Consider the following 23,502-nt stretch of genomic DNA (forward strand, 5'->3'; position numbering starts at 1 on the left):
CTCCTTTTACTAACTTTTCCAAAATGCAGGTGTTAGAAGAATAAGTAGTGTAAACACCTCTAATCGACCAAATAGCATCGAGACGATCAACACCCATTTAGCCTTATCATTCACTTCCCCGAAGTGTACAGCCACTTCACCTAAACCCGGGCCTAGGTTGTTGAGTGTTGCTGCAACAGCAGAAAAGGCACTCAACTCATCCATGCCCGTTGCAATAAGCCCTAGCATACAAACAACAAAAACTAGAGCGTACGCAGAGAAGAAGCCCCACACCGCATCAACCACACGCTGCGATAGAGCGCTACCACCCACTTTAATCGTGTAAACCGCTCTTGGATGAACCAGACGTTTTAGTTCACGAGCTCCCTGTAACGTAAGCAACAAGATACGTATAACCTTCATGCCGCCACCCGTTGAGCCAGCACACCCTCCTATAAAAGAAGAGAAAAGTAGTAACACGGGTAAAAACAGTGGCCACTCAGAGAAACCCGTCGTGGTGAAACCTGCGGTAGTAGAAATGGATACCGTTTGGAAGAGTGCTTGATCAAAAGCGTCGTACGTTGCATCGTACGAGTGATGGTTAAGCAGCACCAAAAAACAGACAAAAAACAGCACTGCTTGTATAAAGAGGAAAGCACGAAACTCTGGGTCCTTCCAATAGTACTTTGGATGAACGCCTCCAGACGCAAATGCGGCGAAGTGGAGAGAATAGTTACATGCAGAGATCAGTAGAAAGACGACAGTGATAAGATTAATAGCATAACTATCAAAATAGCCCATGCTTGCATCATGAGTAGAAAAGCCACCAATCGCAATAGTGGAAAAGCTGTGGCTTATCGCATCGAATGGTGTCATGCCAGCTAGCCAAAATGCTAATGCACACGCTATTGTCAGGCTCAAGTAGATATACCAAAGTGCTTTCGCCGTCTCTGCAATACGTGGCGTCATCTTGCTGTCTTTTACTGGACCAGGGATTTCAGCTCGATAAAGCTGCATTCCACCGATACCTAAGACAGGCAAGATAGCTACAGCAAGTACGATGATCCCCATACCACCGAACCATTGCAACAATTGACGATAGAACAGAATCGCTTTAGGTAGGTCATCTAAACCCACAATGACTGTCGCTCCCGTGGTAGTCAATGCAGAAAACGACTCAAAAAATGCATCTGTCACCGAAACGGCCGGGTTGCCTGCGATCAAAAATGGTAAGGAGCCCGCACTGCCTAGTACTGTCCAAAAAAGAACAACGATTAGGAAACCATCACGCGCTTTAAGTTCATGCTTATGTCGACGGTTGGGAAACCAAAAAAGAAAACCAGCAAAGAGCAGGACAAAAAAAGTTGTCACAAAAGGAACGCCTGCTCCATCTCGGTAGATAAGAGCAACTAATGCAGGCGCAAGCATGGTCACACTGAATAGTGCTAACAGTAATCCGACAATGCGGATAATGGATCGAAATTGCATGAGTAATCAGTAACGAAGCAGGGCTTCACTCTTCCTTGTTATTCGTTGTTTTGTGAGCGAACGATCGCTTTCGCGCCACTTTTGTTAATGACAGCTTCGGTAAATAGAGAGACTTGGCTCACTTCAATCTCTATGACTAACTCAACATTTACAGCGTAGTTTGCTGCCACTTCCTGAGCACCAAATTGAGGAAGCATTGACTGGAGAATTGGCACGAACCCGTAGTCTAACTCTACTATCAGGTTTGTGGTTATTTTTTTCTCAATTGTTTGAAGCAGTTTAAGGGCTTGCTGAACGCCACCACCATACGCTTTTACTAATCCGCCAGTACCTAGCTTGATTCCACCTGAATAACGCGTCACAACAGCCGTTATCTCCCCGACACCAGATCCTGATAGTTGTGCCAAGATTGGCTTGCCCGCTGTACCTGATGGCTCACCGTCATCGCTAAAACCCCACATCATCGAATTTTCAGGTCTCCCCGCCACAAACCCCCAACAGTTATGCCTTGCTGACGCATGTGTTTGCTTAACTTCATCAACAAACGCTTTCGCATGCTCTATGGAAGGTGTGTGAGCAAGATGGGTAATAAACACACTTTTTTTAATTTCTTCTTCAAAAGTAGCGGCTTGTAGTGGGATTAAATAGGGCTGATAGTTCATTCTGGTTCGCTTTTTTTCACTCTCTAGGCAGTTTATCACGAACGCTCCGCTAGACAGAATAGACAACACAAACCACAATGTTAAACACTTGTTTAAAAAATGTATTGAAATCCAACAAAACCCAGCGCACACTAATGATTACTGGTCTAACCAGATTATAAATACAACAAAACCCTACAACTCAACTGTAAGTCATGGAGATAGACAATGATTTACCAATCAGACACTATTCAAGTAAAGGAAGTACAAAGCGGAGTTGCAGAGCTCTGCTTTAATTCACCAAGCTCAGTCAACAAGCTTGATCTCGCCACTCTGGAATCTCTTGATAAAGCCCTTGATGCCATTATTGCCCAACCACAGTTAAAAGGCTTACTACTTACCTCAAGTAAGGATGCATTTATTGTCGGTGCAGATATCACCGAGTTCCTCGGCCTTTTTGCTAAGCCAGATAAAGAACTCGATGATTGGTTGCAGTTTGCTAACCACATATTCACTAAATTAGAAGACTTACCTATGCCCTCTATATCACTGTTGAAAGGGCATACGTTAGGTGGCGGGTGCGAGTGCGTGCTCGCAACAGATATACGCATTGGTGATAAGACCACCAGCATTGGCCTACCCGAAACGAAACTTGGCATCATGCCTGGCTTTGGGGGCTGTGTTCGCCTACCTCGCGTCATTGGCGCTGATAGTGCAATGGAGATCATTACACAAGGTAAAGCATGCCGCGCTGACGAAGCATTAAAAGTCGGCTTAATTGATGCTGTTGTCGAGGTCGATACGCTTTATGAATCCGGGCTCAAAACGCTCAACGATGCAATTAATGAAAAGCTAAGCTGGCAAGCTCGCCGCCAACAAAAAACATCAGCACTCACTCTGAGTAAGCTTGAATCAATGATGAGCTTTACCATGGCGAAAGGATTAGTCGCGCAAAAAGCGGGTCCACATTATCCTGCCCCAATGACTGCTGTGATTGCCATTGAGGAAGGCGCTGGCTTTAATCGAGCAGAAGCACTCGATATCGAACGTAAGCACTTCGTCAAACTCGCCAAATCAGAGGAAGCCAAATCCTTAGTTGGCTTATTCCTAAACGACCAATACATTAAAGGCCTAGCTAAAAAAGCAGCAAAATCTGCAAATAAAGACACCTCACGCGCAGCGGTGTTAGGGGCGGGGATAATGGGGGGAGGTATCGCCTATCAATCTGCACTAAAAGGCGTACCTGTGATAATGAAAGACATTGCTCAGGCATCGCTTGACCTAGGCATGACCGAAGCATCTAAGCTTCTGAACAAACGTCTCTCTCGTGGTCGTATCGATGGCTTTAAAATGGCTGGGATACTCTCTTCAATTACACCGAGCCTACACTATGCAGGCATTGAAGCTTCTGATGTTATTGTTGAAGCTGTTGTCGAGAACCCTAAGGTTAAGGCTGCGGTACTTGCCGAAGTAGAGCAGCAGGTTAGTGATGAAACGGTCATTACCTCAAATACCTCGACGATTCCTATCAATCTGCTCGCCAAGTCCCTTAAACGGCCAGAAAACTTCTGTGGTATGCACTTTTTCAACCCTGTACACCGCATGCCTTTGGTTGAAATCATCCGAGGTGAACACACCTCAGATGAAACTATAAACCGCGTTGTTGCCTACGCTGCAAAAATGGGTAAATCCCCGATTGTTGTCAACGACTGCCCTGGCTTCTTCGTTAATCGCGTTTTATTCCCATACTTTGGTGGATTTAGCATGTTACTCCGTGATGGGGCTGACTTTACGCAAATAGACAAAGTCATGGAACGCAAGTTCGGCTGGCCAATGGGGCCGGCATATCTGCTTGATGTCGTCGGTATCGATACCGCACACCACGCCCAAGCGGTAATGGCCCAAGGATTCCCTGAAAGAATGGCGAAAGAAGGTCGTGATGCGATTGATGCATTATTTGACGCAGATAAATACGGTCAAAAAAATGGTCACGGCTTCTATAGCTACACCCTTGATAGAAAAGGTAAACCTAAGAAGACATTCAACCAGGAGATTCTATCTACGCTCAGTGATGTGTGTGCTGAACCACAAACGTTTGATGACCAAACCATCATTCAACGTGTCATGATTCCTATGATCAATGAAGTAGTGTTGTGTCTTGAAGAGGGCATTATTGCAACCCCTCAAGAGGCAGATATGGCGCTCATTTATGGTCTGGGCTTCCCTCCTTTCCGTGGCGGGGTATTCCGCTATCTCGATAGTATTGGTATTGCTGAGTATGTTGCTATGGCAAAAGAGTATGCTGAACTTGGTGCTATGTATCAGGTACCACAGTTGTTGCAAGATATGGCAGCAAAAGGCACGACGTTCTATGGCCAACAACAGCAAGGCTCAATCTAAGGAGGGATGAACACAATGACTATGCAAACAAGAAATGTTGTCGTCGTAGATTGTCTACGCACACCAATGGGCCGCTCTAAAGGTGGCGCTTTCAGACATACTCGCGCTGAAGATCTCTCTGCTCATTTAATGAAAGGGATATTAGCGCGCAACCCACAAGTTAACCCTACTGAAATAGAAGATATTTATTGGGGTTGTGTACAGCAAACTCTAGAGCAAGGTTTTAATGTTGCGCGAAATGCAGCGTTACTGGCAGGCTTACCGATTGAAATTGGAGCGGTAACTGTTAACCGTTTATGCGGTTCTTCCATGCAGGCCCTGCACGATGGTACTCGCGCCATTATGACTGGGGATGCTGAAATCTGCCTTATTGGCGGTGTCGAGCACATGGGCCATGTACCAATGAATCATGGTGTTGATTTTCACCCGGGCATGTCGAAACACGTCGCTAAAGCAGCTGGCATGATGGGGTTAACCGCTGAAATGCTAGGTAAACTGCATGGTATCAGCCGTGAGCAACAAGATGAATTTGCAGCGCGCTCACACGCTAGAGCACATGCTGCCACCATAGAAGGTCGATTTAAGGCAGAAATTCTTCCGACGGAAGCACATGCCGAAGACGGAACCTTATTCACCCTAGATCATGATGAGGTCATTAGACCGGAAACCTCTGTAGAAGGCCTTTCACAACTGCGCCCCGTATTTGACCCTGCAAATGGCACAGTAACAGCGGGCACCTCTTCAGCACTATCTGATGGCGCATCAGCAATGCTGATCATGAGTGAAGATAAAGCACAGCAACTTGGTCTTGAGATTCGAGCCCGCATCAAAGGCATGGCTATCGCAGGCTGCGATCCGTCAATCATGGGTTACGGCCCTGTTCCCGCTACGCAGAAAGCACTTAAGCGAGCAGGACTCACTATCGATGATATGGATGTGATTGAGCTGAATGAAGCCTTTGCTGCTCAGTCTTTACCTTGTGCTAAAGATCTGGGCTTACTGGATGTGATGGATGAGAAAGTGAATCTCAATGGTGGCGCAATTGCACTAGGCCACCCACTTGGCTGCTCTGGCTCTCGCATCTCCACGACATTAATCAACTTGATGGAAGCCAAAGAAGCAAAATACGGCCTTGCCACCATGTGTATTGGTTTGGGACAAGGTATCGCTACCGTATTTGAACGTCCATAGACTAACAACCCATAAAAAAGAGCAACACTCTCTCAGTGTTGCTCTTTCAGAGTTATATCAGGTTAGTAATTACTTACTTTTAACCGGACGCTGCCATCCATTAATGCGACGCTCTTTAGCACGGGTAATCACCAGCTGGTCTTTCTCAACCGATTTCGTCACCGTAGTGCCAGCACCAATGGTCACACCATCTTCAATCGTCACTGGCGCAACAAGTTGCGAGTCTGAGCCCACAAAAACATCATTACCAATGATAGTTTGGTGCTTATTCGCGCCATCGTAGTTACAGGTAATTGTGCCCGCACCAATGTTGGTACGTTGACCAATCTTCGCATCACCAAGATACGTTAAGTGATTGGCTTTCGAGCCTTGACCTAATGTGGCATTTTTCACTTCAACGAAGTTACCAACGTGCGAGTCATTGCGCATTTCAGCGCCTGGACGCAGACGGGTAAATGGCCCAATCGTACACTCTTCACCAACCGTCGCACCCTCAATCACACTGTATGGGCGAATCACGGTATTGTCGTCAATCTCACAATCAATCAGTACCGAGCCAGCGCCAACTTTCACGTTATCACCTAAAGACACTGAGCCTTCGATGATCACGTTAGCGTCAATTTCACAGTCCATACCGCACTGCAGCTCACCACGAAGATCGAAACGTGCAGGATCACGAAGCATTACACCTTGCTCTAGCAGTTTCTTAGCCTGACCCTGCTGGAAGGCGCGCTCAAGACGCGCTAGCTGTGCACGGTCATTAACACCTTCTACTTCAATCGCACTTTGTGGGTGCACCGCTTCAACGGCACGGCCTTCGTCATGCGCCGCCGCAATGACGTCAGTTAAGTAGTATTCACCCTGAGCGTTGTTGTTGTTCAAACCTGACAACCAGCGCTTGAGATCACCACCAGTAGCAACCAGTACCCCAGTGTTGATCTCTTTAATCAGTTTCTGCTCTTCCGTTGCGTCTTTTTGCTCAACGATTGCCACCACAGGGCCGTTCTTGCGCACAATACGGCCATAGCCCATTGGGTTGTCTAACACGACAGTCAGTAGTGCGATACCACCTGTTGGCTGCGCATCAAGCAGTGCTTCTATCGTCTCTTCAGAGATCAACGGTACGTCACCGTACAGAACAAGAACCTTTTCGTCATCAGCAAAGCTTGGTGATGCTTGATCTACCGCGTGACCGGTACCAAGCTGATCCGCCTGCAAGACCCAGTTAACGGTTTCTTGCTTAAGGGTCGCTTTCATTTGCTCACCACCGTGACCATACACTAGGTGGATATTCTGCGCTCCTAAACCATTACACGTATCGATAACGTGCTTCACCATCGGCTTGCCTGCAAGCGTATGCAGAACCTTTGGCTTGTTGGAGTACATACGGGTCCCTTTGCCCGCCGCTAGAATCACCGCGCTAAACTTCATTGAAAAACTCTCTAGTTCTAATATTTTTTAAAGACTTGCTATTTTAGCTAAAAAACAAACAAAAAGGCAGCCAACAGGCTGCCTTTGTTCGATTTGAATGCAATCGTTGATGAATTAGCGACGCTTTTTCACCAGCTCGATTACTTTCAGCTGAGCGATTGCTTTCGCAAGCTCTGCCGATGCACGTGCGAAGTCTACATCACCATGGTTTTCGTTGAAGAGCTGCTCAGCACGACGCTTCGCTTCTTCAGCTTTTGCCTGGTCAAGGTCTTCACCACGAATTGCAGTATCAGCCAAGATGGTCACATCGTAAGCTTGGACTTCAAGAATGCCACCAGACAGGTAAACAATCTCTTCTTTTTTGTCCTTAGTTACGATACGCACCATACCAGGACGAATTCGAGTCAGTAGTGGCGTATGGTTCGCCAACACACCCAAGTCGCCCTGTTCACCCGAAACCTGGATGCTCGCAGCTGAACCAGAGAAAATTCTCTTCTCAGCGCTCACTACGTCCAAATGGAAGGTACTCATAAAGCCTCCTTATTCAGTTTCAGGTTACAGCTTCTTCGCGTTCTCTAGCGCATCGTCGATAGTACCGCAGTACATGAACGCCTGCTCAGGGATGTCGTCGTATTCACCCGCTAGTAGACCTTTAAAGCCACGTAGCGTTTCTTTTAGTGATACGTAAACACCAGGGTCGCCCGTGAAGACTTCTGCTACGTGGTAAGGCTGAGTTAGGAAACGCTCAATCTTACGTGCACGAGATACAACTTGCTTATCTTCTTCAGAAAGCTCATCCATACCTAGAATCGCAATGATGTCTTTCAACTCTTTGTAGCGTTGCAACGTTTGCTGAACGTTACGTGCTACGTCGTAGTGCTCTTGACCAACAACCAGTGGATCAAGCTGACGAGACGTTGAGTCTAGTGGGTCGATCGCTGGGTATAGACCCATAGCTGCAATGTTACGGTTAAGTACAACCGTTGCATCCAAGTGCGCGAACGTTGTTGCTGGAGACGGGTCAGTCAAGTCATCCGCAGGTACGTATACCGCCTGTACAGATGTGATAGAGCCGCTCTTCGTTGACGTGATACGCTCCTGAAGAACACCCATCTCTTCTGCTAGAGTTGGCTGGTAACCTACCGCAGAAGGCATACGACCTAGAAGTGCCGATACCTCTGTACCCGCTAGCGTGTAACGGTAGATGTTATCGATAAACAATAGTACATCACGGCCTTCATCACGGAAGCGCTCTGCCATTGTTAGACCAGTCAGTGCAACACGTAGACGGTTACCCGGTGGCTCGTTCATCTGACCGTAAACCATCGCAACCTTAGATTCTTCAGGCTTCTCGATGTTTACAACGCCAGCTTCCTGCATCTCGTAGTAGAAGTCGTTACCCTCACGAGTACGCTCACCTACACCAGCAAATACTGATAGACCAGAGTGCTGAAGTGCGATGTTGTTGATAAGTTCCATCATGTTAACGGTCTTACCTACACCTGCACCACCGAATAGACCGATTTTACCACCCTTAGCGAATGGGCAAATTAGGTCGATTACCTTAACACCAGTTTCTAGTAGTTCAGTCGCGTTTGACTGCTCTTCATAGCTTGGTGCTTCACGGTGAATTGAGTAAAGCTCTTCAGCACCTACTTCACCGCGCTCGTCGATTGCATCACCTAGAACGTTCATGATACGTCCAAGTGTCTTAGTACCTACTGGTACTGAAATTGGCGCGCCTGTGTTTACTACATCAACGCCACGACGTAAACCATCAGAGCTACCCATAACGATACAACGAACTACGCCACCGCCTAGCTGTTGTTGAACCTCAAGAACAAGACGCTCTTTCGATTCTGTAACGTTTAGAGCGTCATATACCGCTGGTACTTCGCTCTGTGGGAACTCTACGTCGACTACCGCACCGATGATCTGTACGATCTTACCTGTAGCCATCGTTAATCCTCTAAATTAGTTTCTTTTACCTAAATTAAACCGCTGCCGCGCCTGAAACAATCTCAGAAAGCTCTTGAGTGATTGCTGCTTGACGAGCTTTGTTATAAACAAGCTCTAGCTCTTCAATCAGGTTTCCTGCGTTGTCAGATGCCGCTTTCATCGAAATCATTCGAGCTGCTGTTTCACAAGCTAAGTTCTCTACCACACCCTGATAAACCTGCGATTCAATGAATCGGTTCATTAGCGTGTTAAGCAGGACTTTCTGATCCGATTCAAACATATAGCTCCACGCGTGTTTGAATTGATCATCATCTTCACTTAGCTGTTTAGGCAAAGGTATCAATTGGTCAATTTTCGGTGTTTGGGTCATCGAGTTAACAAACTCGTTCGACACCAAGTACAAACGGTCCAAAACCCCTTCTGTACACTTTTTCAACATTACTTGGATAACACCAATTAAGTCGTCAAGTGTTGGGTTATCACCCAAACCTGAAGTCTGAGCCACAACGTTTGCACCTAGGCTGTTAAAGAAAGATGTTGCTTTTGCACCGACAACTGCCAGCTCAACTTCAACACCTTTTTCAGCCCACTCGTTCATCGACATAGTTGCTTGCTTGAACATGTTAATGTTCAAGCCACCACATAGACCACGATCGGTTGAGATAATAATGTATCCCACACGTTGTGCTTCTCTTTCTAGTAAGAAAGGATGCTTATATTCCAGTGTACCATTTGCCACATGACCAATGACTTTACGTATGCTCTCTGCATATGGGCGTGGGCCTTCCATTGCGTCTTTAGTGCGACGCATCTTGGAGGTGGCAACCATTTCCATTGCTTTCGTGATTTTTTGGGTGCTTTTTACGCTCCCAATCTGATTACGAATCTCTTTCGAGTTGGCCATCATTAATCTCCGTCAGTGTCAAACCTAGTGGCATTTACCAAGTTTGAGTCGCTTTGAAATCGTCCACTAGCTCTTTAAGCTTCGCTTCGATTTCATCATTGTAAGCGCCCGACTTATCGATTTCAGCGGCAAAGTCAGCATACTGAGCACGAGCATATGAAAGCAGAGCTGCCTCGAAGTCGCCTAGCTTGTCTAGCTCGACATCTTCTAGGTAACCACGTTCTACAGCGAAGACAACCAGTGCTTGATCAAAAACAGACATTGGCGCGTACTGTTTCTGCTTCATAAGCTCTGTTACTTTCTGACCATGGTTTAGCTGCTTCTTCGTTGCTTCATCAAGGTCAGACGAGAACTGGGCGAATGCAGCAAGTTCACGGTACTGTGCTAGAGCTGTACGGATACCGCCAGATAGCTTCTTGATGATTTTAGTCTGCGCTGAACCACCTACACGAGATACTGAGATACCTGGGTCAACCGCTGGGCGAACACCTGCGTTGAACAGTTCAGTCTGTAGGAAGATCTGACCATCGGTAATCGAGATTACGTTGGTCGGTACGAATGCAGATACGTCACCAGCTTGCGTTTCGATAATTGGCAGAGCTGTTAGAGAACCAGTCTTACCTTTTACTTCACCGTTAGTGAAACGCTCTACGTAATGTTCGTTTACACGAGCAGCACGCTCTAGTAGACGAGAGTGGAGGTAGAATACGTCACCTGGGAATGCTTCACGGCCTGGTGGGCGTTTTAGTAGTAGAGAGATCTGACGGTAAGCAACCGCTTGCTTAGATAGATCATCATAAACAATCAGTGCATCTTCACCGCGGTCACGGAAGTACTCACCCATTGCACAACCCGCGTATGGCGCTAGGTATTGTAGTGCAGCAGATTCAGATGCAGATGCAACCACTACGATAGTGTTTTGCAGTGCGCCGTGCTCTTCTAGCTTGCGTACTACGTTGGCAATAGTTGACGCTTTTTGGCCAATTGCTACGTAGATAGAGAAGATACCAGAATCTTTCTGGTTGATGATCGCATCGATCGCCATCGCTGTTTTACCAGTCTGACGGTCACCGATGATTAGCTCACGCTGACCACGGCCGATTGGGATCATTGAGTCAACAGACTTGTAGCCTGTTTGAACTGGCTGGTCTACCGATTTACGGTCGATTACACCCGGTGCAATCACTTCTACAGGAGAAGTCAGTGAAGCGTTGATTGGACCTTTGCCATCGATAGGCTGACCTAGCGTGTTTACAACACGACCAAGCAGTTCAGGACCAACTGGTACTTCAAGGATACGACCAGTACCCGTTACTTTCATGCCTTCTTTAAGGTCGGCATAAGGACCCATAACAACAGCACCTACAGAGTCACGCTCTAGGTTAAGTGCTAGTGCGAAACGATTGCCCGGAAGCTCAATCATTTCACCTTGCATCACGTCCTCAAGGCCGTGAATGCGAATGATACCGTCGCTTACAGAAACGATAGTACCTTCGTTGCGAGCTTCAGAAACTACTTCGAACTTTTCAATTCGTTGTCTGATTAGTTCGCTAATTTCCGTGGAATTAAGTTGCATTGCTCCAATTCCCCTATTAAGACTGAATCGTGTCTTTTAGACGTGTTAAACGGCTAACTAGTGAGTTATCCAATACTGTGTCACCGATACGGATGACAGCACCACCGATAAGCTCCTCATCTACTGTGCAAACAAGCTGTACTTTACAATCAAGACGCTTTTCAAGGCTTGAAGTAAGTTCAGTCATTTGAGCTTCAGTCATTGCAAAAGCAGTAATCACAGATACTTCTTTTGAATTAGAGGCTTCAACAGTTAAGCGCGTGTATTGCTGATAAATATCACTGAGCGCTGAGGTACGGTGATTTTCGATAATCACTTTCAAGAAGTTTTGAAAGTGCTCATCAAACTGTTCACCGGCAACATCAACATACAATTGCACCAATTGCTCTGGCTGCAGGCTTAACGCTGCTGTCTTTAGTTCTTTAACTAGAGACATCTCTTTTGCAAACGCCAACATTTCAGACCATTTTTCAACGGCCCCATTGTCGCTTGCATAGCCGTATGCTGCCTTAGCGTATGGTCGAGCAATAGTTGTCAAATCCGACATGCTGATGCCCTCCCGTTACAGTTTCGCTGAAATCCCATCAAGAATATCTTGATGAGCAGCTGGGTCGATCGAACGTTCGATAATTTTCTCAGCACCTAAAACCGCTAGCTCAGCAACGTCTTTCTTCAGCTCATTACGTGTACGTAATGTTTCTGCTTCAAGCTCTGAGCGACCCTGTTCAAGGATCTGCTCACGCTCTTGCAGTGCATCTTGACGTGCTTCATCTAGAATTTGAGTTTTGCGTTTGTTTGCTTGCTCAATAATTTCTAGTGCTTGCTTCTTAGCATCTTTTAACTGATCTGCTGCGTTATGTTGCGCTAACTCTAAAGCTTTATCGGCACGTTGTGCTGACTCTAGTCCTTCAGAGATTTTCTTTTGTCGCTCTTCGATAGCCGCGATGATTGGCGGCCAAACATGTTTCATACAGAACCATACGAAGAGGATAAACGCTATCGCTTGTCCCAGCAGAGTTGCATTGATATTCACAATGACCCTCCTTTATCTATGATATGTCTCGAGCATCATCTCGAGACGATGTAACTCAATAAAGAGAAAGGGATCTTACAGTGCGAACAGCATGTACATTGAGATACCAACACCGATCATTGGAACCGCATCCAATAGACCTGCAAGGATGAACATGTTTGTTTGTAGTACAGGTGCCATCTCTGGTTGACGAGCAACAGACTCAAGGAACTTACCACCTAGGATTGCGAAGCCGAAGCCAGTAGCAATTGCACACATACCTAGTAGTAGAGCTACAACCATATAAATTTCCATAATAATCTCCGAAATAGTTTTTTAATGAATTAAACAGTTAATAATTAGTGAGAGTCATTGCTTGCCATGCTTAGATACACAATCGTCAGCATTGTAAAAATAAAGGCTTGCAGAACAATAACCAGAATATGGAAAATCGCCCAAATAATGTGAGCTATAACACCTAGACCACCTAGCACTACACCAGCGCTGTACGTTACGGCAATCAGGATGAAGATAAGTTCACCCGAGTACATGTTACCGTACAGACGTAATGAGAGGGATACAGGTTTAGCCAGTAATGAAACGGTTTCCAGAACTAAGTTGAAAGGTATCAACGCTTTGTTGTTGATCGGATGAAGCGTAAATTCCTTTACAAACCCCTTAAACCCTTTGTACTTGATGTAGTAAAAAATCGTCAGTACAAGGACACCTAGTGCAAGCGCTAGTGTGATATTCAAGTCTACCGTAGGTACAAGCTTGAAGTATTCAAAACCAGCCACTCCCATCAGATGAGGGATAAAGTCTACCGGCACCAAGTCCATAAGGTTCATTAAGAAGATCCAAGTGAACAAGGTTAACGCCAGCGGTGCGACTAACTTATCACGCCCATGGAAAGCGTTCTTACAGATCTCATCGACCTGCTCGATCATGATTTCAACGAAACATTGAAACTTTCCAGGAACGCCCGTGGTTGCATTTTTTCCGACCCGATAAAACAACCACAAAAATAGTGCGCCTAGCGTCACAGAGACCAACAGAGAGTCCCAGTGCAACGTCCAGAACCCAGCGTCATAACAACCTTTATTGGTTGCGATGCCACCGTCGACCAAACACACCTTGGCGTTGGTGAGGTGGTGCTGGATATATTCCTGCGGAGTATCAGCCATGGTTAATCCCATTTTTTTGAAAAAATAATATTGGTGATAACCAGAAGATCAGGATGGTCAGCTTGTACCCAGTAAAAAACGCCCCGGGTTGGAGCAGTTCAGATACTGAGAACACCAACACAAACATCACCATGGTAAACACCAGCTTTAGCGCCCAACCTATGAGTATGAATCCCAATAGCACACTGCCATCAGCATCCGGTCGAGGAAGGAACGCAAACAGAGCGTAAATGTAGTTGGCAAAGACTGCGATCAACCCACCCTTAAGAACAAAGCGAGCTGAATCTTGGCCAAACTTCATGTACGCAATACTCGCGATAAGCATGACAAATATCAGCTGGAGATGAACCACGCGTAATGCGGCCCTTCCTTGTGCACTTCTATTTGAAATTAACATCTAGAGTACCTGTTTCCCTTTCTATCCACCTATCTGCGAATAAGACGCAAACAGATGAAAAAGCATGCAGAATTATATCTGCAATCAACTAAAAGACAATTGCTTGCCCATCGACAGCATTAACATTCGATTAAGAATGTGACCTATGATTACTTAACAATCGCTTCTAATTGTTTCAAAACTGTAACAAGTTGATTTTCGTCCTTGAAATTAATAAGGACATTACCTGTACCGTTCTTTGCTACCTTAACGTCAACCTTGGTCGCTAAGGCTTGTTGTAACTTTTCTAGCTTAGAGTAAGTTTCTTCATTGACAGTTGTGTTAGCAACTGGAAGATTTTCGAGTTTTTCGCCACTTTGTTGGGCTGCGAGCGTTTTCTTAACTAAGGCTTCAGCTTGACGAACCGTTAAGCTCTTTTTGACAATTTGCTCTGCTACTTGATATTGCGACTCTGACTCTAGCGCAAGTAGTGCGCGAGCATGCCCCATTTCAAGCGACTTTTGCTCAACAAGGAGTTTCACTTGCTCTTCTAGTTGATTCAAGCGTAACAAGTTGCTAACCGTAGCACGAGATTTACCAATCACATCCGCAATTTGCTGGTGTGTCAGTTGAAACTCTTCTTGCAATCGCTCTAGCGCTTGAGACTCCTCAATCGCATTGAGATCTTCACGCTGAATATTCTCGATCAGGGACATAGCGACTGCCGCACGATCTTGCACGTTTTTGATCAAACAAGGGACTTGTTTCAAGCCCGCCTGTTTAGCAGCACGCCAGCGACGCTCACCGGCAATGATTTCGTAGCGCTCTTCCGCAACTTTTCGTACTACGATAGGTTGAATGATGCCCTGTGATTGAATCGATGCGGAAAGCTCTGCAAGCGCTTCATCAGACATATCTTTACGAGGCTGGTACACACCGGGTTGAAGCTGGTGGATTGATAAGTCAGCCAGCGTGCCATCATTGGACAGCGCTTGGCTTTGCGTCGCGACTTGTTGTTTTTCGCGCGCGTATGAGCTGGTTGCGAGTAGCGCATCCAACCCTTTACCTAGACCACGTTTTGACATCAATAGTTCCTATTATATTTTGATTAAGCAGGGACTTCGTCGCGTCGAAGCATCTCTCCGGCCAGTGCCAAATAAGCTTTTGCTCCCGCAGAGTATTTGTCGTAATACATCGCGGGCTTACCATGACTTGGCGCTTCAGCTAGGCGAACATTGCGCGGAATCACCGTGCGATACACCTTATTGCCGAAGTGTTTCTTAAGTTGATCAGAAACTTCGTTAGAGAGGCGGTTGCGAGGATCGTACATCGTACGCAGCAAACCTTCTATCTTGAGGTTTTCATTTACTACTGCTGCTAACTTGCTGATAGTATCCATCAATGCCGTCAAGCCCTCAAGTGCGAAGTATTCACACTGCATAGGAACAAGCACTGAATCAGCCGCTGCCATCGCATTGATAGTAAGAAGGTTTAGAGAGGGAGGACAATCGATAAATATGAAATCATAGTTATCGCGAATTGGGGCAAGGGCATTTTTTAAGCGAACTTCGCGCGCAAACACCTCCATAAGCTTAATTTCAGCCGCTGTGACGTCTCCATTGGCGGCAATTAAGTCAAAATGACCACTTGTTGTACGACAGACCACTTCTTCAAATGGCACGTCTTCGACCAATAAATCGTAAGCAGTTGTTTCAATATCGTACTTATCGACCCCACTTGCCATTGTGGCATTCCCTTGAGGGTCTAAATCAATCACCAATACTTTACGTTTTGTCGCCGCCATTGAGGCGGCTAAATTGATACAGGTGGTCGTTTTCCCCACGCCACCCTTCTGATTTGCTATCGCTACAATCTTACCCACGGTCCATCTCGCTGTTATGCAGTGCGTGATAAGATTACAAGATGTCGCTCACCTTCCAATTCAGGAACTTGCAAAGATTTGATATCGATCACAGAACACCATGCTGGAATTTCTGCCGACTCATCCTCTGAGTACTGTCCTTTAAGAGCTAAGAATACGCCTTTATCCGGCTTTGGAAGGTGGTGACACCACTCAATCATATCTTTTAGGGAAGCAAACGCTCGGCTCAATACGCCATCGAATCCTTCTCCAGGGTCATACTCTTCGACCCTACTTTGCACTGGGGTGACATTTGAGATTTTAAGCTCATGAATCACCTGTTTAATAAATCGAATTCGTTTGCCCAAACTATCGAGTAGAACAAACGAGGTGTCTGGCTGCATGATTGCCAGAGGAATCCCCGGTAAACCAGGGCCGGTACCCACATCGATGTATCGCTCACCATCAAGGTATTTACTGATCACGACACTATCGAGAATATGTTTCACTAGCATGTCCATTGGGTCGCGAACAGAGGTGAGGTTATACGCCTTGTTCCACTTATCCAACAGCATGACATACCCGACAAGCTGCTCACGTTGGCGTTCAGAAACTTCGAGGTCCGTTTGAGCTAAGAGTAGGTCTAGCTTGGCTCGTAATGCGCTCATTGTATTTCCTCACCTTTTTTCAACATGCCGTGCTTTTTTAAATAAACCAGCAAGATAGAGATAGCTGCTGGTGTAATACCAGAAATACGCGAAGCAATGCCGATCGTTTCTGGTTTTGCTTCGTTCAGCTTGTGAACGACTTCATTCGACAAACCTTTCACATCAGAAAAATCGATGTCTGACGGAATCTGAGTATTTTCATGACGCAAAGACTTCTCAATCTCGTCTTGTTGGCGCTTGATATACCCTTCGTATTTCACTTGGATCTCAACTTGCTCTGCCGCCTGCTGATCATCGAGTGCTGGTGCAAAATGATCATGCTCAGTCAGCTGTGAATAAGTAATTTCTGGACGACGTAAAAGATCTTCGCCACTCGCTTCACGTGCCATTGGTGTTTTTAGCAGCTCATTGAGTGCTTCAACCCCCTCGGATTTGGGATTGATCCACGTTTCACTTAGGCGTTGGCGCTCTTTGCTGATGTTGTCGATCTTCTCGTTGAAACGAGCCCAACGAGCATCATCAATTAGACCGAGTTCACGAGCTTGTTCCGTTAGGCGCAAATCCGCGTTATCTTCACGGAGCAACAAACGATATTCTGCTCGAGACGTGAACATACGGTACGGCTCTTTGGTGCCCATCGTTGACAGATCATCAATCAATACACCCATGTACGCTTGGTCACGACGTGGGCTCCAACCCTCTTTGTCTTGACTAAAGAGGCTCGCGTTTAGACCTGCCATGAGGCCTTGTGCAGCCGCTTCTTCATACCCGGTTGTACCATTAATCTGCCCAGCAAAGAACAAACCACGAACAAATTTTGTCTCATAAGTCTGTTTTAGGTCACGCGGATCAAAGAAGTCATACTCAATCGCATAACCAGGGCGCACAATATGCGCATTCTCAAATCCCTTCATCGAGCGAACAATCTCAATTTGGACATCAAACGGTAAGCTGGTGGAGATACCATTTGGATACAGCTCGTGCGTATCCAAACCTTCCGGCTCAATAAAGATCTGGTGACTGTTCTTATCGGCAAAGCGCATGACTTTGTCTTCAATCGATGGACAGTAACGCGGGCCAATACCTTCAATCACACCAGCGTACATCGGGCTGCGATCTAGGTTAGCGCGAATAACATCATGCGTTTTCTCATTGGTATGAGTAATAAAACATGGAATTTGACGCGGATGCTGAGTTCGATTTCCCATGAATGAAAACACCGGCGTTGGGTTATCACCATGTTGTACTTCAAGTTGAGAGAAGTCGACGCTGCGTGCGTCTATGCGCGGTGGCGTACCCGTTTTTAGGCGATCAACACGGAAAGGCATTTCACGTAGACGATCCGCTAAAGCAATGGACGGTGGATCACCAGCACGACCACCAGAGAAGTTTTCAAGACCAATGTGCAGTTTGCCGCCCAAGAAAGTTCCTACTGTCAAAACGACTGCTTTGGCATGAAACTTAAGACCCATCTGCGTCACAACGCCGATCACTTGATCATTATCTACGATCAGATCATCAACCGATTGTTGGAATAGCGTTAGGTTAGGCGTGTTTTCTAGAACATTACGCACATACGCTTTGTAAAGCGCACGATCAGCTTGAGCACGAGTCGCTCGTACTGCTGGACCTTTTGAAGCGTTCAGTGTTCTAAATTGAATACCTGCATGATCGATCGCTTGGGCCATTAGACCACCCATTGCATCCACCTCTTTTACAAGATGCCCCTTACCAATACCACCAATTGCCGGATTACACGACATTTGGCCCAATGTATCGATATTGTGAGTTAACAATAGCGTTTTCTGTCCTGTGCGAGCTGACGCAAGTGCGGCTTCCGTTCCTGCATGACCACCACCGACAACGATGACGTCAAATTTCTCTTGATAAAGCATGAACCGACCTCAGGTATTCAAAGCAAATAAAATAAAAGAGCGGTATTTTACCTCTTTTCTGGTGGAGAGAAAATCGCTTTTCCATTTTTTGTCAGGAAGGGATCAAGATTGTATTTATCTATGATCTATATATAGATCTTTTATTAGATCTATTATTAAGGAAGACGATCTCTGTGGATAAATCAAAAATGATCAATAGGATCATGGATCTCAAGGCGATCATATCTTGTGATCTTACCTTGATCTGATCGAGGATTAGCTGGGATCAAAAACCGTGGTTATTCACAGGGGCAGCGAGATTTAAAACTTATTCTCGGGATAACTATAGTTTGATCATAGGAAAGTTGACTAGTTATCCACAGGTGAGCTGTTCACAAATCCATCAGTTAAACATCTTGATTCTTCATCACTTATACACAGGCGATAAAAAAGCAGCCAATTTTAGGCTGCTTTTACAGGACCAGGATGGCTGTTTGCTACTTAAATCGCTCAATATGTGTATTGATCCACTCTTCAGCGGCATCTTCTGGCACGGCTTGCTCAAGTATATCGATCAGTAGGCAATCGGTGACAGGAGTGCCGCCAATATCTTCCAGAAGATCATAGGCGTGTTTTCCTGCCGCGCAGAATGTGTCGTAGCTGGAGTCGCCAATAGCAACAACCGCAAACTTTACGTTGCTCATCTTTGGTGGTGTGTCTTGCAGAGCTTGGATAAAAGGTTGAATGTTATCAGGGTATTCCCCCGCACCATGTGTAGAGGTAACCAGTAACCAGGTACCGCTGTGTTCGATTTCATCGAGGTTAGGCTGGTTGTGTACCTGAGTTTCTAGCCCTTGCGCTTGCAAGAGATCGTTTAAGTGGTCACCCACGTATTCAGCGCCGCCAAGCGTACTCCCTGTGATAATGTGGATCATTGTTACTTCCTTTTGTCGTCGTTTAGCACGCTGTATTCAGCGCTAAACGCATTGAGAACAGATAGTGATAAAAACAAAAGGGAAGGCCAGATGACCCTCCCTTTAAACTTATTTGCCGATACAGAATGATGAAAAAATCCGGCCGAGCAGGTCATCAGAACTAAACTCACCGGTAATCTCATTGAGGTGTTGCTGTGCAATACGCAGCTCTTCAGCTAGGATCTCTCCTGCCATGTAGCCTTCAAGTTGGGTCTGGCCAATATCAAGGTGCTGAGCGGCTTTCTCTAACGCATCTAGATGACGGCGACGTGCCATAAAGCCCCCTTCGCTGTTACCAGCAAAGCCCATGCACTCTTTAAGGTGGGTGCGCAGCGCGTCAACACCTTGGCCTGTCTTGGCTGACAGGCGGATAAGTGTCGGGGCATTCACATGGCAGATACCGAGCTCTTCTTGGGTTTGATCGACTTTATTGCGGATCACGGTTATACCCATATTATCAGGAAGACGATCGGCAAAATCAGGCCAAATTTCTTTTGGATCGGTCGCGTCTGTTGTTGTGCCATCCACCATAAATAGCACGCGATCGGCTTGTTCTATCTCTTCCCAAGCGCGCTCGATACCGATTTTTTCTACCTCATCAGACGCATCGCGTAGGCCTGCTGTATCGATAATATGTAAAGGCATACCATCAATATGGATGTGCTCTCGCAGGACATCACGTGTGGTCCCTGCAATATCGGTCACGATAGCAGACTCTTTGCCTGAAAGGGCATTGAGTAGGCTGGATTTTCCGGCATTTGGACGACCTGCTATAACCACTTTCATCCCTTCACGCATGATTGCGCCTTGGTTGGCTTCATTGCGAACCGCGTCAAGGTTATTGATGATCTGCTGAAGGTCTCCCGCGACTTTGCCGTCAGCGAGAAAGTCGATCTCCTCTTCAGGAAAATCGATAGCGGCTTCAACGTAGATACGTAGATGAATAAGTGATTCCACCAGCGTGTTAATTCGCTTGGAGAATTGGCCTTGTAGAGACTGGAGAGCGGACTTTGCCGCTTCTTCCGAGCTTGCATCAATTAAGTCAGCAATCGCCTCAGCCTGGGTCAAATCCATTTTATCGTTGAGGAATGCACGCTCAGAGAACTCACCAGGTCGAGCTGGTCGCACGCCTTCAATTTCAAGGATGCGCTTAATAAGCATATCCATCACCACAGGGCCACCGTGACCTTGTAGTTCAAGAACGTCCTCACCGGTGAAGGAGTGTGGGTTAGGGAAGTAGAGTGCGATGCCTTGGTCAAGCTCTACGCCTTGTGCTGTCTTAAATGGTAGGTATTCGGCATAACGTGGCTTAAGTGCCTTGCCTGTTACTGCAAGGGCTACGTCATTGGCTTTCGGGCCGGATACACGAATGATACCAACACCACCGCGGCCTGTGGCGGTAGCTTGAGCAACGATAGTCTCTGTTGTCATAAGATGACCTTAAACACTTTGAGCCCAGTGGGCATAAATAGTAATGGGAAGAATTGTAATCAGCCTCAAACAAAAAGGCGACCTTTTGGCCGCCTTTCTTCGAGTTTCTTGAAGCTTAAAGGTTACTTAGAGTGTAGACCTTTTTTCTCAAGCGCTTTGTAGATAAGTGTTTGCTGGATCAAAGTAACGATGTTCGATACTAGCCAGTAAAGTACTAGACCTGATGGGAACCATAGGAAGAAGAAGGTAAACATCACCGGCATAAAGGTCATGATCTTCTGCTGCATTGGGTCTGTCACTGTTGTTGGGCTCATCTTCTGGATGATGAACATACTTGCACCCATTAGAAGAGGCAGGATGAAGTACGGGTCCATTGCGGCCAAATCTTGTAGCCATAGGAATTGCTCGTGACGTAGCTCAACCGACTCCATTAGCGCCCAGTATAGAGCGATGAAGATAGGCATCTGTAGGATAAGAGGCAGACAGCCACCCAGTGGGTTTACTTTCTCTTTCTTATACAGTTCCATCATCTCTTGGCTCATGCGTTGGCGATCATCGCCTAGACGCTCACGCATTGCTTGTAGCTTAGGCTGAAGCATGCGCATTTTTGCCATTGAGGTGTATTGCGCTTTTGTTAGTGGGTACATTGCACCACGAACAATGAACGTCAGACCTACGATAGCCAGACCCCAGTTACCCACGAAGCTTTGAATGAATGAAAGCAAAGTGTGTAGAGGTTTAGCAATGAACCATAGCCAGCCATAGTCAACTACAAGGTCTAGGTTTGGTGCAGTGTCAGCCATTTCGCTTTGTAGCTTAGGGCCTGCCCATAGTGTTGCTTTGAATTGAGCTTCGCCGCCATCTACGATTGCTTTGTTAGGCATGCGAACACCGATGTCACCAAGGTTACCAATCACGCGAGTGTAGAGGCTTGTACCTGGTTCATCGCGTGGGATCCACGCTGTCGCAAAGTAGTGTTGAATCATCGCAGCCCAACCCTGACCGTTTGGTAGGTTCAGAGATAGGTTACGGCTTTGCATATCGTCAAAGCTGTATTTTTTGTAGCGAGTATCTTCAGTTGAGTATGCACCACCAGCGTAAGTTGGCATCGTTAGGCTGCCACCAGAGTCTGTTACGTTCTGACGTAGGTGTGCGTACATACCCACGTTAGCTGTGCTACCAGAGTTGTTCACGATGTCGTAAGCCACATCAATTGCGTAGCTGCCGCGCTTAACAGTGAAAGTCTTAACGTATTCGATGCCGTCAGCTGTGTACGACATTGGAATCACAAGCTCGTCTTGACCGTCTGCAAGTGTAAAGCTATCTGCAGAAACAGAGTAAGTAGGGCGGTCAGTGCTGCTACGGTCAACGCCTTGTGGGCCAACTAGACCACTTTGTGCGATGAACTGATGACCTTGCTCATTCTGTAGTAGAACGAAACGCTCTTCTGAATCTAGCTCTGCAGCGTATTGGTTTAGATCAGCTGCAACGATATCACCGCCTACTGTATCGATTGACAGAGTCAATACGTCACTCGTCACAGTAATCGTTTTCGCTGAAGCTTGCTGCGAAGGCATAGGATCGAGATCGTCAGCAAAACCCGGGGCAGGCAATGTGCTGTTTGATTGTGTCTGCTGCGTCTGAGGCGCTGGATTCTTCTCTACATTCCATTGTTGGAAGAGTAGGAAAGAGACCAAAGCCAAAGCGATTAACAGAATATTACGTTGAGAATCCATCGTTGTTTAATCTCTGTCTTTGTTTTTGGGCGGAGGGACGGGGTCATACCCGCCATCATTCATTGGGTGGCATTTTAATAGACGTTGGCCAGATAACCAACAACCTTTTAAAAAACCGTGAGCTTTCAATGCTTCAATGGCATACATTGAGCAAGTAGGAGTGAAGCGACAACGCGGCCCAATCATAGGACTAATAATCCATCTATATAGATAGACTAGGGCGATTGCTAGCCACGCGAGGGGCGAGAAAGACGGCGCCATAACTTATCAAATAGCTTGAACATTTCTTCATTGCTTAGATCTTGGGCGCTTTTTTTGGCAATGACAACAAAATCTTTGTTAGGAAGTTTGTGCTGACGTAAACGGAAGCTTTCTCGCGCAATACGTTTAAAGCGGTTGCGAGCAGGCGCAGTCTTGATTTGCTTTTTAGGAACGGCGAGGCCAAGTCTTGGATGAGAAAGAGAGTTTTCTCGAGCAATGATAGTGAAATGAGGTGAGCCAGCTCGGTGAGCTTGCTTGAAGACATTTTGGTAATGCTCGGGAGTTAACAAGCGTAACTCCCGATGGAATGCGTACTTATTCAAAATAATCGCGAATTATTTTGAAAGGCGCGCACGGCCTTTTGCACGACGTGCATTAATTACTTTACGACCGTTCTTAGTCGCCATGCGTGCACGGAAACCGTGAGAACGCTTGCGCTTTAGAACTGAAGGTTGAAAAGTGCGTTTCATGATATATACCTTTACTGATCAGTTTTAGGTCAATGTTAACCCGGCGTGGGCGGCTATTGCTTTCTTCTATATATAAGAGGAAAGGT

At 46.3% G+C, this 23,502-nt stretch carries 24 protein-coding genes; 2 read left to right on the forward strand and 22 right to left on the reverse strand.

From position 1 onward, the window contains the following. Positions 1 to 9 precede the first annotated feature (9 nt). Positions 10 to 1,467, reverse strand: coding sequence for a TrkH family potassium uptake protein (locus QWZ05_RS12720; RefSeq protein WP_264874663.1), 1,458 nt, complete (start codon positions 1,465 to 1,467; stop codon positions 10 to 12). A 38-nt stretch (positions 1,468 to 1,505) separates the two neighbouring features. Further along, entirely contained in the window at positions 1,506 to 2,129 is a 624-nt protein-coding gene (locus QWZ05_RS12725; RefSeq protein WP_290298710.1) for a YigZ family protein, read from the reverse strand. 207 nt (positions 2,130 to 2,336) lie between these two features. Between QWZ05_RS12725 and fadB the strand changes: the two genes are divergently transcribed. Next, entirely contained in the window at positions 2,337 to 4,508 is a 2,172-nt protein-coding gene (gene fadB / locus QWZ05_RS12730; protein ID WP_290298711.1) for a fatty acid oxidation complex subunit alpha FadB, read from the forward strand. A gap of 15 nt (positions 4,509 to 4,523) precedes the next feature. Beyond that, positions 4,524 to 5,699, forward strand: coding sequence for an acetyl-CoA C-acyltransferase FadA (fadA, locus tag QWZ05_RS12735; RefSeq protein WP_264874660.1), 1,176 nt, complete (start codon positions 4,524 to 4,526; stop codon positions 5,697 to 5,699). A 69-nt stretch (positions 5,700 to 5,768) separates the two neighbouring features. On the opposite strand, the gene glmU is transcribed toward fadA, so the two are convergent. The 20 genes from glmU to rpmH all read right to left on the reverse strand — a co-directional run bounded on the left by glmU (position 5,769) and on the right by rpmH (position 23,416). After that, positions 5,769 to 7,130 carry a bifunctional UDP-N-acetylglucosamine diphosphorylase/glucosamine-1-phosphate N-acetyltransferase GlmU gene (gene glmU, locus QWZ05_RS12740; RefSeq protein ID WP_290298712.1) on the reverse strand — a complete coding sequence of 454 codons (1,362 nt, stop codon included), beginning with the start codon at positions 7,128 to 7,130 and terminating at the stop codon, positions 5,769 to 5,771. Between the two features lie 114 nt (positions 7,131 to 7,244). Further along, the gene (locus tag QWZ05_RS12745; protein WP_164646971.1) at positions 7,245 to 7,661 is read right to left on the reverse strand and encodes a F0F1 ATP synthase subunit epsilon; all 417 of its coding nucleotides are present in this window, start codon (positions 7,659 to 7,661) and stop codon (positions 7,245 to 7,247) included. Positions 7,662 to 7,685: 24 nt separating this feature from the next. Beyond that, positions 7,686 to 9,089: a F0F1 ATP synthase subunit beta gene (atpD, locus tag QWZ05_RS12750; RefSeq protein ID WP_264874658.1), complete on the reverse strand. Its 1,404-nt coding sequence runs from the start codon at positions 9,087 to 9,089 to the stop codon at positions 7,686 to 7,688. A gap of 34 nt (positions 9,090 to 9,123) precedes the next feature. Continuing rightward, positions 9,124 to 9,993 (reverse strand): F0F1 ATP synthase subunit gamma, encoded by an 870-nt coding sequence (gene atpG / locus QWZ05_RS12755; RefSeq protein WP_164649532.1) that lies wholly within the window; start codon positions 9,991 to 9,993, stop codon positions 9,124 to 9,126. Positions 9,994 to 10,027: 34 nt separating this feature from the next. Beyond that, positions 10,028 to 11,569, reverse strand: coding sequence for a F0F1 ATP synthase subunit alpha (gene atpA / locus QWZ05_RS12760; protein WP_264874657.1), 1,542 nt, complete (start codon positions 11,567 to 11,569; stop codon positions 10,028 to 10,030). 16 nt (positions 11,570 to 11,585) lie between these two features. Continuing rightward, positions 11,586 to 12,116 (reverse strand): F0F1 ATP synthase subunit delta, encoded by a 531-nt coding sequence (locus QWZ05_RS12765; RefSeq protein WP_264874656.1) that lies wholly within the window; start codon positions 12,114 to 12,116, stop codon positions 11,586 to 11,588. A gap of 15 nt (positions 12,117 to 12,131) precedes the next feature. After that, on the reverse strand, positions 12,132 to 12,602 hold the full coding sequence (gene atpF / locus QWZ05_RS12770) for a F0F1 ATP synthase subunit B (protein ID WP_264874655.1): 471 nt from the start codon (positions 12,600 to 12,602) through the stop codon (positions 12,132 to 12,134). A gap of 75 nt (positions 12,603 to 12,677) precedes the next feature. Then, complete coding sequence (gene atpE, locus QWZ05_RS12775; RefSeq protein WP_164646964.1) at positions 12,678 to 12,896, reverse strand: F0F1 ATP synthase subunit C; 219 nt, start codon at positions 12,894 to 12,896, stop codon at positions 12,678 to 12,680. Between the two features lie 44 nt (positions 12,897 to 12,940). Continuing rightward, on the reverse strand, positions 12,941 to 13,765 hold the full coding sequence (gene atpB, locus QWZ05_RS12780) for a F0F1 ATP synthase subunit A (protein WP_264874654.1): 825 nt from the start codon (positions 13,763 to 13,765) through the stop codon (positions 12,941 to 12,943). Next, positions 13,758 to 14,162 (reverse strand): ATP synthase subunit I, encoded by a 405-nt coding sequence (locus QWZ05_RS12785; protein WP_264874653.1) that lies wholly within the window; start codon positions 14,160 to 14,162, stop codon positions 13,758 to 13,760. The genes atpB and QWZ05_RS12785 overlap by 8 nt, the downstream gene beginning before the upstream one ends. 149 nt (positions 14,163 to 14,311) lie before the next feature. Beyond that, the gene (locus QWZ05_RS12790; protein ID WP_290298715.1) at positions 14,312 to 15,226 is read right to left on the reverse strand and encodes a ParB/RepB/Spo0J family partition protein; all 915 of its coding nucleotides are present in this window, start codon (positions 15,224 to 15,226) and stop codon (positions 14,312 to 14,314) included. A 23-nt stretch (positions 15,227 to 15,249) separates the two neighbouring features. Further along, positions 15,250 to 16,023, reverse strand: a complete 774-nt coding sequence (locus QWZ05_RS12795; protein ID WP_264874651.1) for a ParA family protein — start codon at positions 16,021 to 16,023, stop codon at positions 15,250 to 15,252. A 14-nt stretch (positions 16,024 to 16,037) separates the two neighbouring features. Then, positions 16,038 to 16,670, reverse strand: coding sequence for a 16S rRNA (guanine(527)-N(7))-methyltransferase RsmG (gene rsmG / locus QWZ05_RS12800; protein ID WP_290298717.1), 633 nt, complete (start codon positions 16,668 to 16,670; stop codon positions 16,038 to 16,040). Next, positions 16,667 to 18,565, reverse strand: a complete 1,899-nt coding sequence (gene mnmG, locus QWZ05_RS12805) for a tRNA uridine-5-carboxymethylaminomethyl(34) synthesis enzyme MnmG (RefSeq protein WP_290298719.1) — start codon at positions 18,563 to 18,565, stop codon at positions 16,667 to 16,669. Before mnmG ends, rsmG begins: the two co-directional genes overlap by 4 nt. A 476-nt stretch (positions 18,566 to 19,041) precedes the next feature. Continuing rightward, positions 19,042 to 19,479, reverse strand: coding sequence for an FMN-binding protein MioC (gene mioC / locus QWZ05_RS12810; protein ID WP_264874648.1), 438 nt, complete (start codon positions 19,477 to 19,479; stop codon positions 19,042 to 19,044). Between the two features lie 108 nt (positions 19,480 to 19,587). Then, positions 19,588 to 20,949: a tRNA uridine-5-carboxymethylaminomethyl(34) synthesis GTPase MnmE gene (mnmE, locus tag QWZ05_RS12815; protein ID WP_290298721.1), complete on the reverse strand. Its 1,362-nt coding sequence runs from the start codon at positions 20,947 to 20,949 to the stop codon at positions 19,588 to 19,590. 122 nt (positions 20,950 to 21,071) lie between these two features. After that, positions 21,072 to 22,685, reverse strand: coding sequence for a membrane protein insertase YidC (yidC, locus tag QWZ05_RS12820; protein ID WP_264874646.1), 1,614 nt, complete (start codon positions 22,683 to 22,685; stop codon positions 21,072 to 21,074). 6 nt (positions 22,686 to 22,691) lie between these two features. After that, a complete protein-coding gene (gene yidD / locus QWZ05_RS12825; RefSeq protein ID WP_264874645.1) occupies positions 22,692 to 22,946 on the reverse strand; it encodes a membrane protein insertion efficiency factor YidD in 255 nt (84 codons plus the stop codon). After that, positions 22,913 to 23,236, reverse strand: coding sequence for a ribonuclease P protein component (gene rnpA, locus QWZ05_RS12830; protein ID WP_239502567.1), 324 nt, complete (start codon positions 23,234 to 23,236; stop codon positions 22,913 to 22,915). Before rnpA ends, yidD begins: the two co-directional genes overlap by 34 nt. 45 nt (positions 23,237 to 23,281) lie before the next feature. Further along, positions 23,282 to 23,416 (reverse strand): 50S ribosomal protein L34, encoded by a 135-nt coding sequence (gene rpmH, locus QWZ05_RS12835; protein WP_009600312.1) that lies wholly within the window; start codon positions 23,414 to 23,416, stop codon positions 23,282 to 23,284. Positions 23,417 to 23,502 lie beyond the last annotated feature (86 nt).

The organism is Vibrio agarivorans (assembly GCF_030409635.1).
In the GTDB taxonomy this organism is placed as follows: domain Bacteria; phylum Pseudomonadota; class Gammaproteobacteria; order Enterobacterales; family Vibrionaceae; genus Vibrio; species Vibrio agarivorans.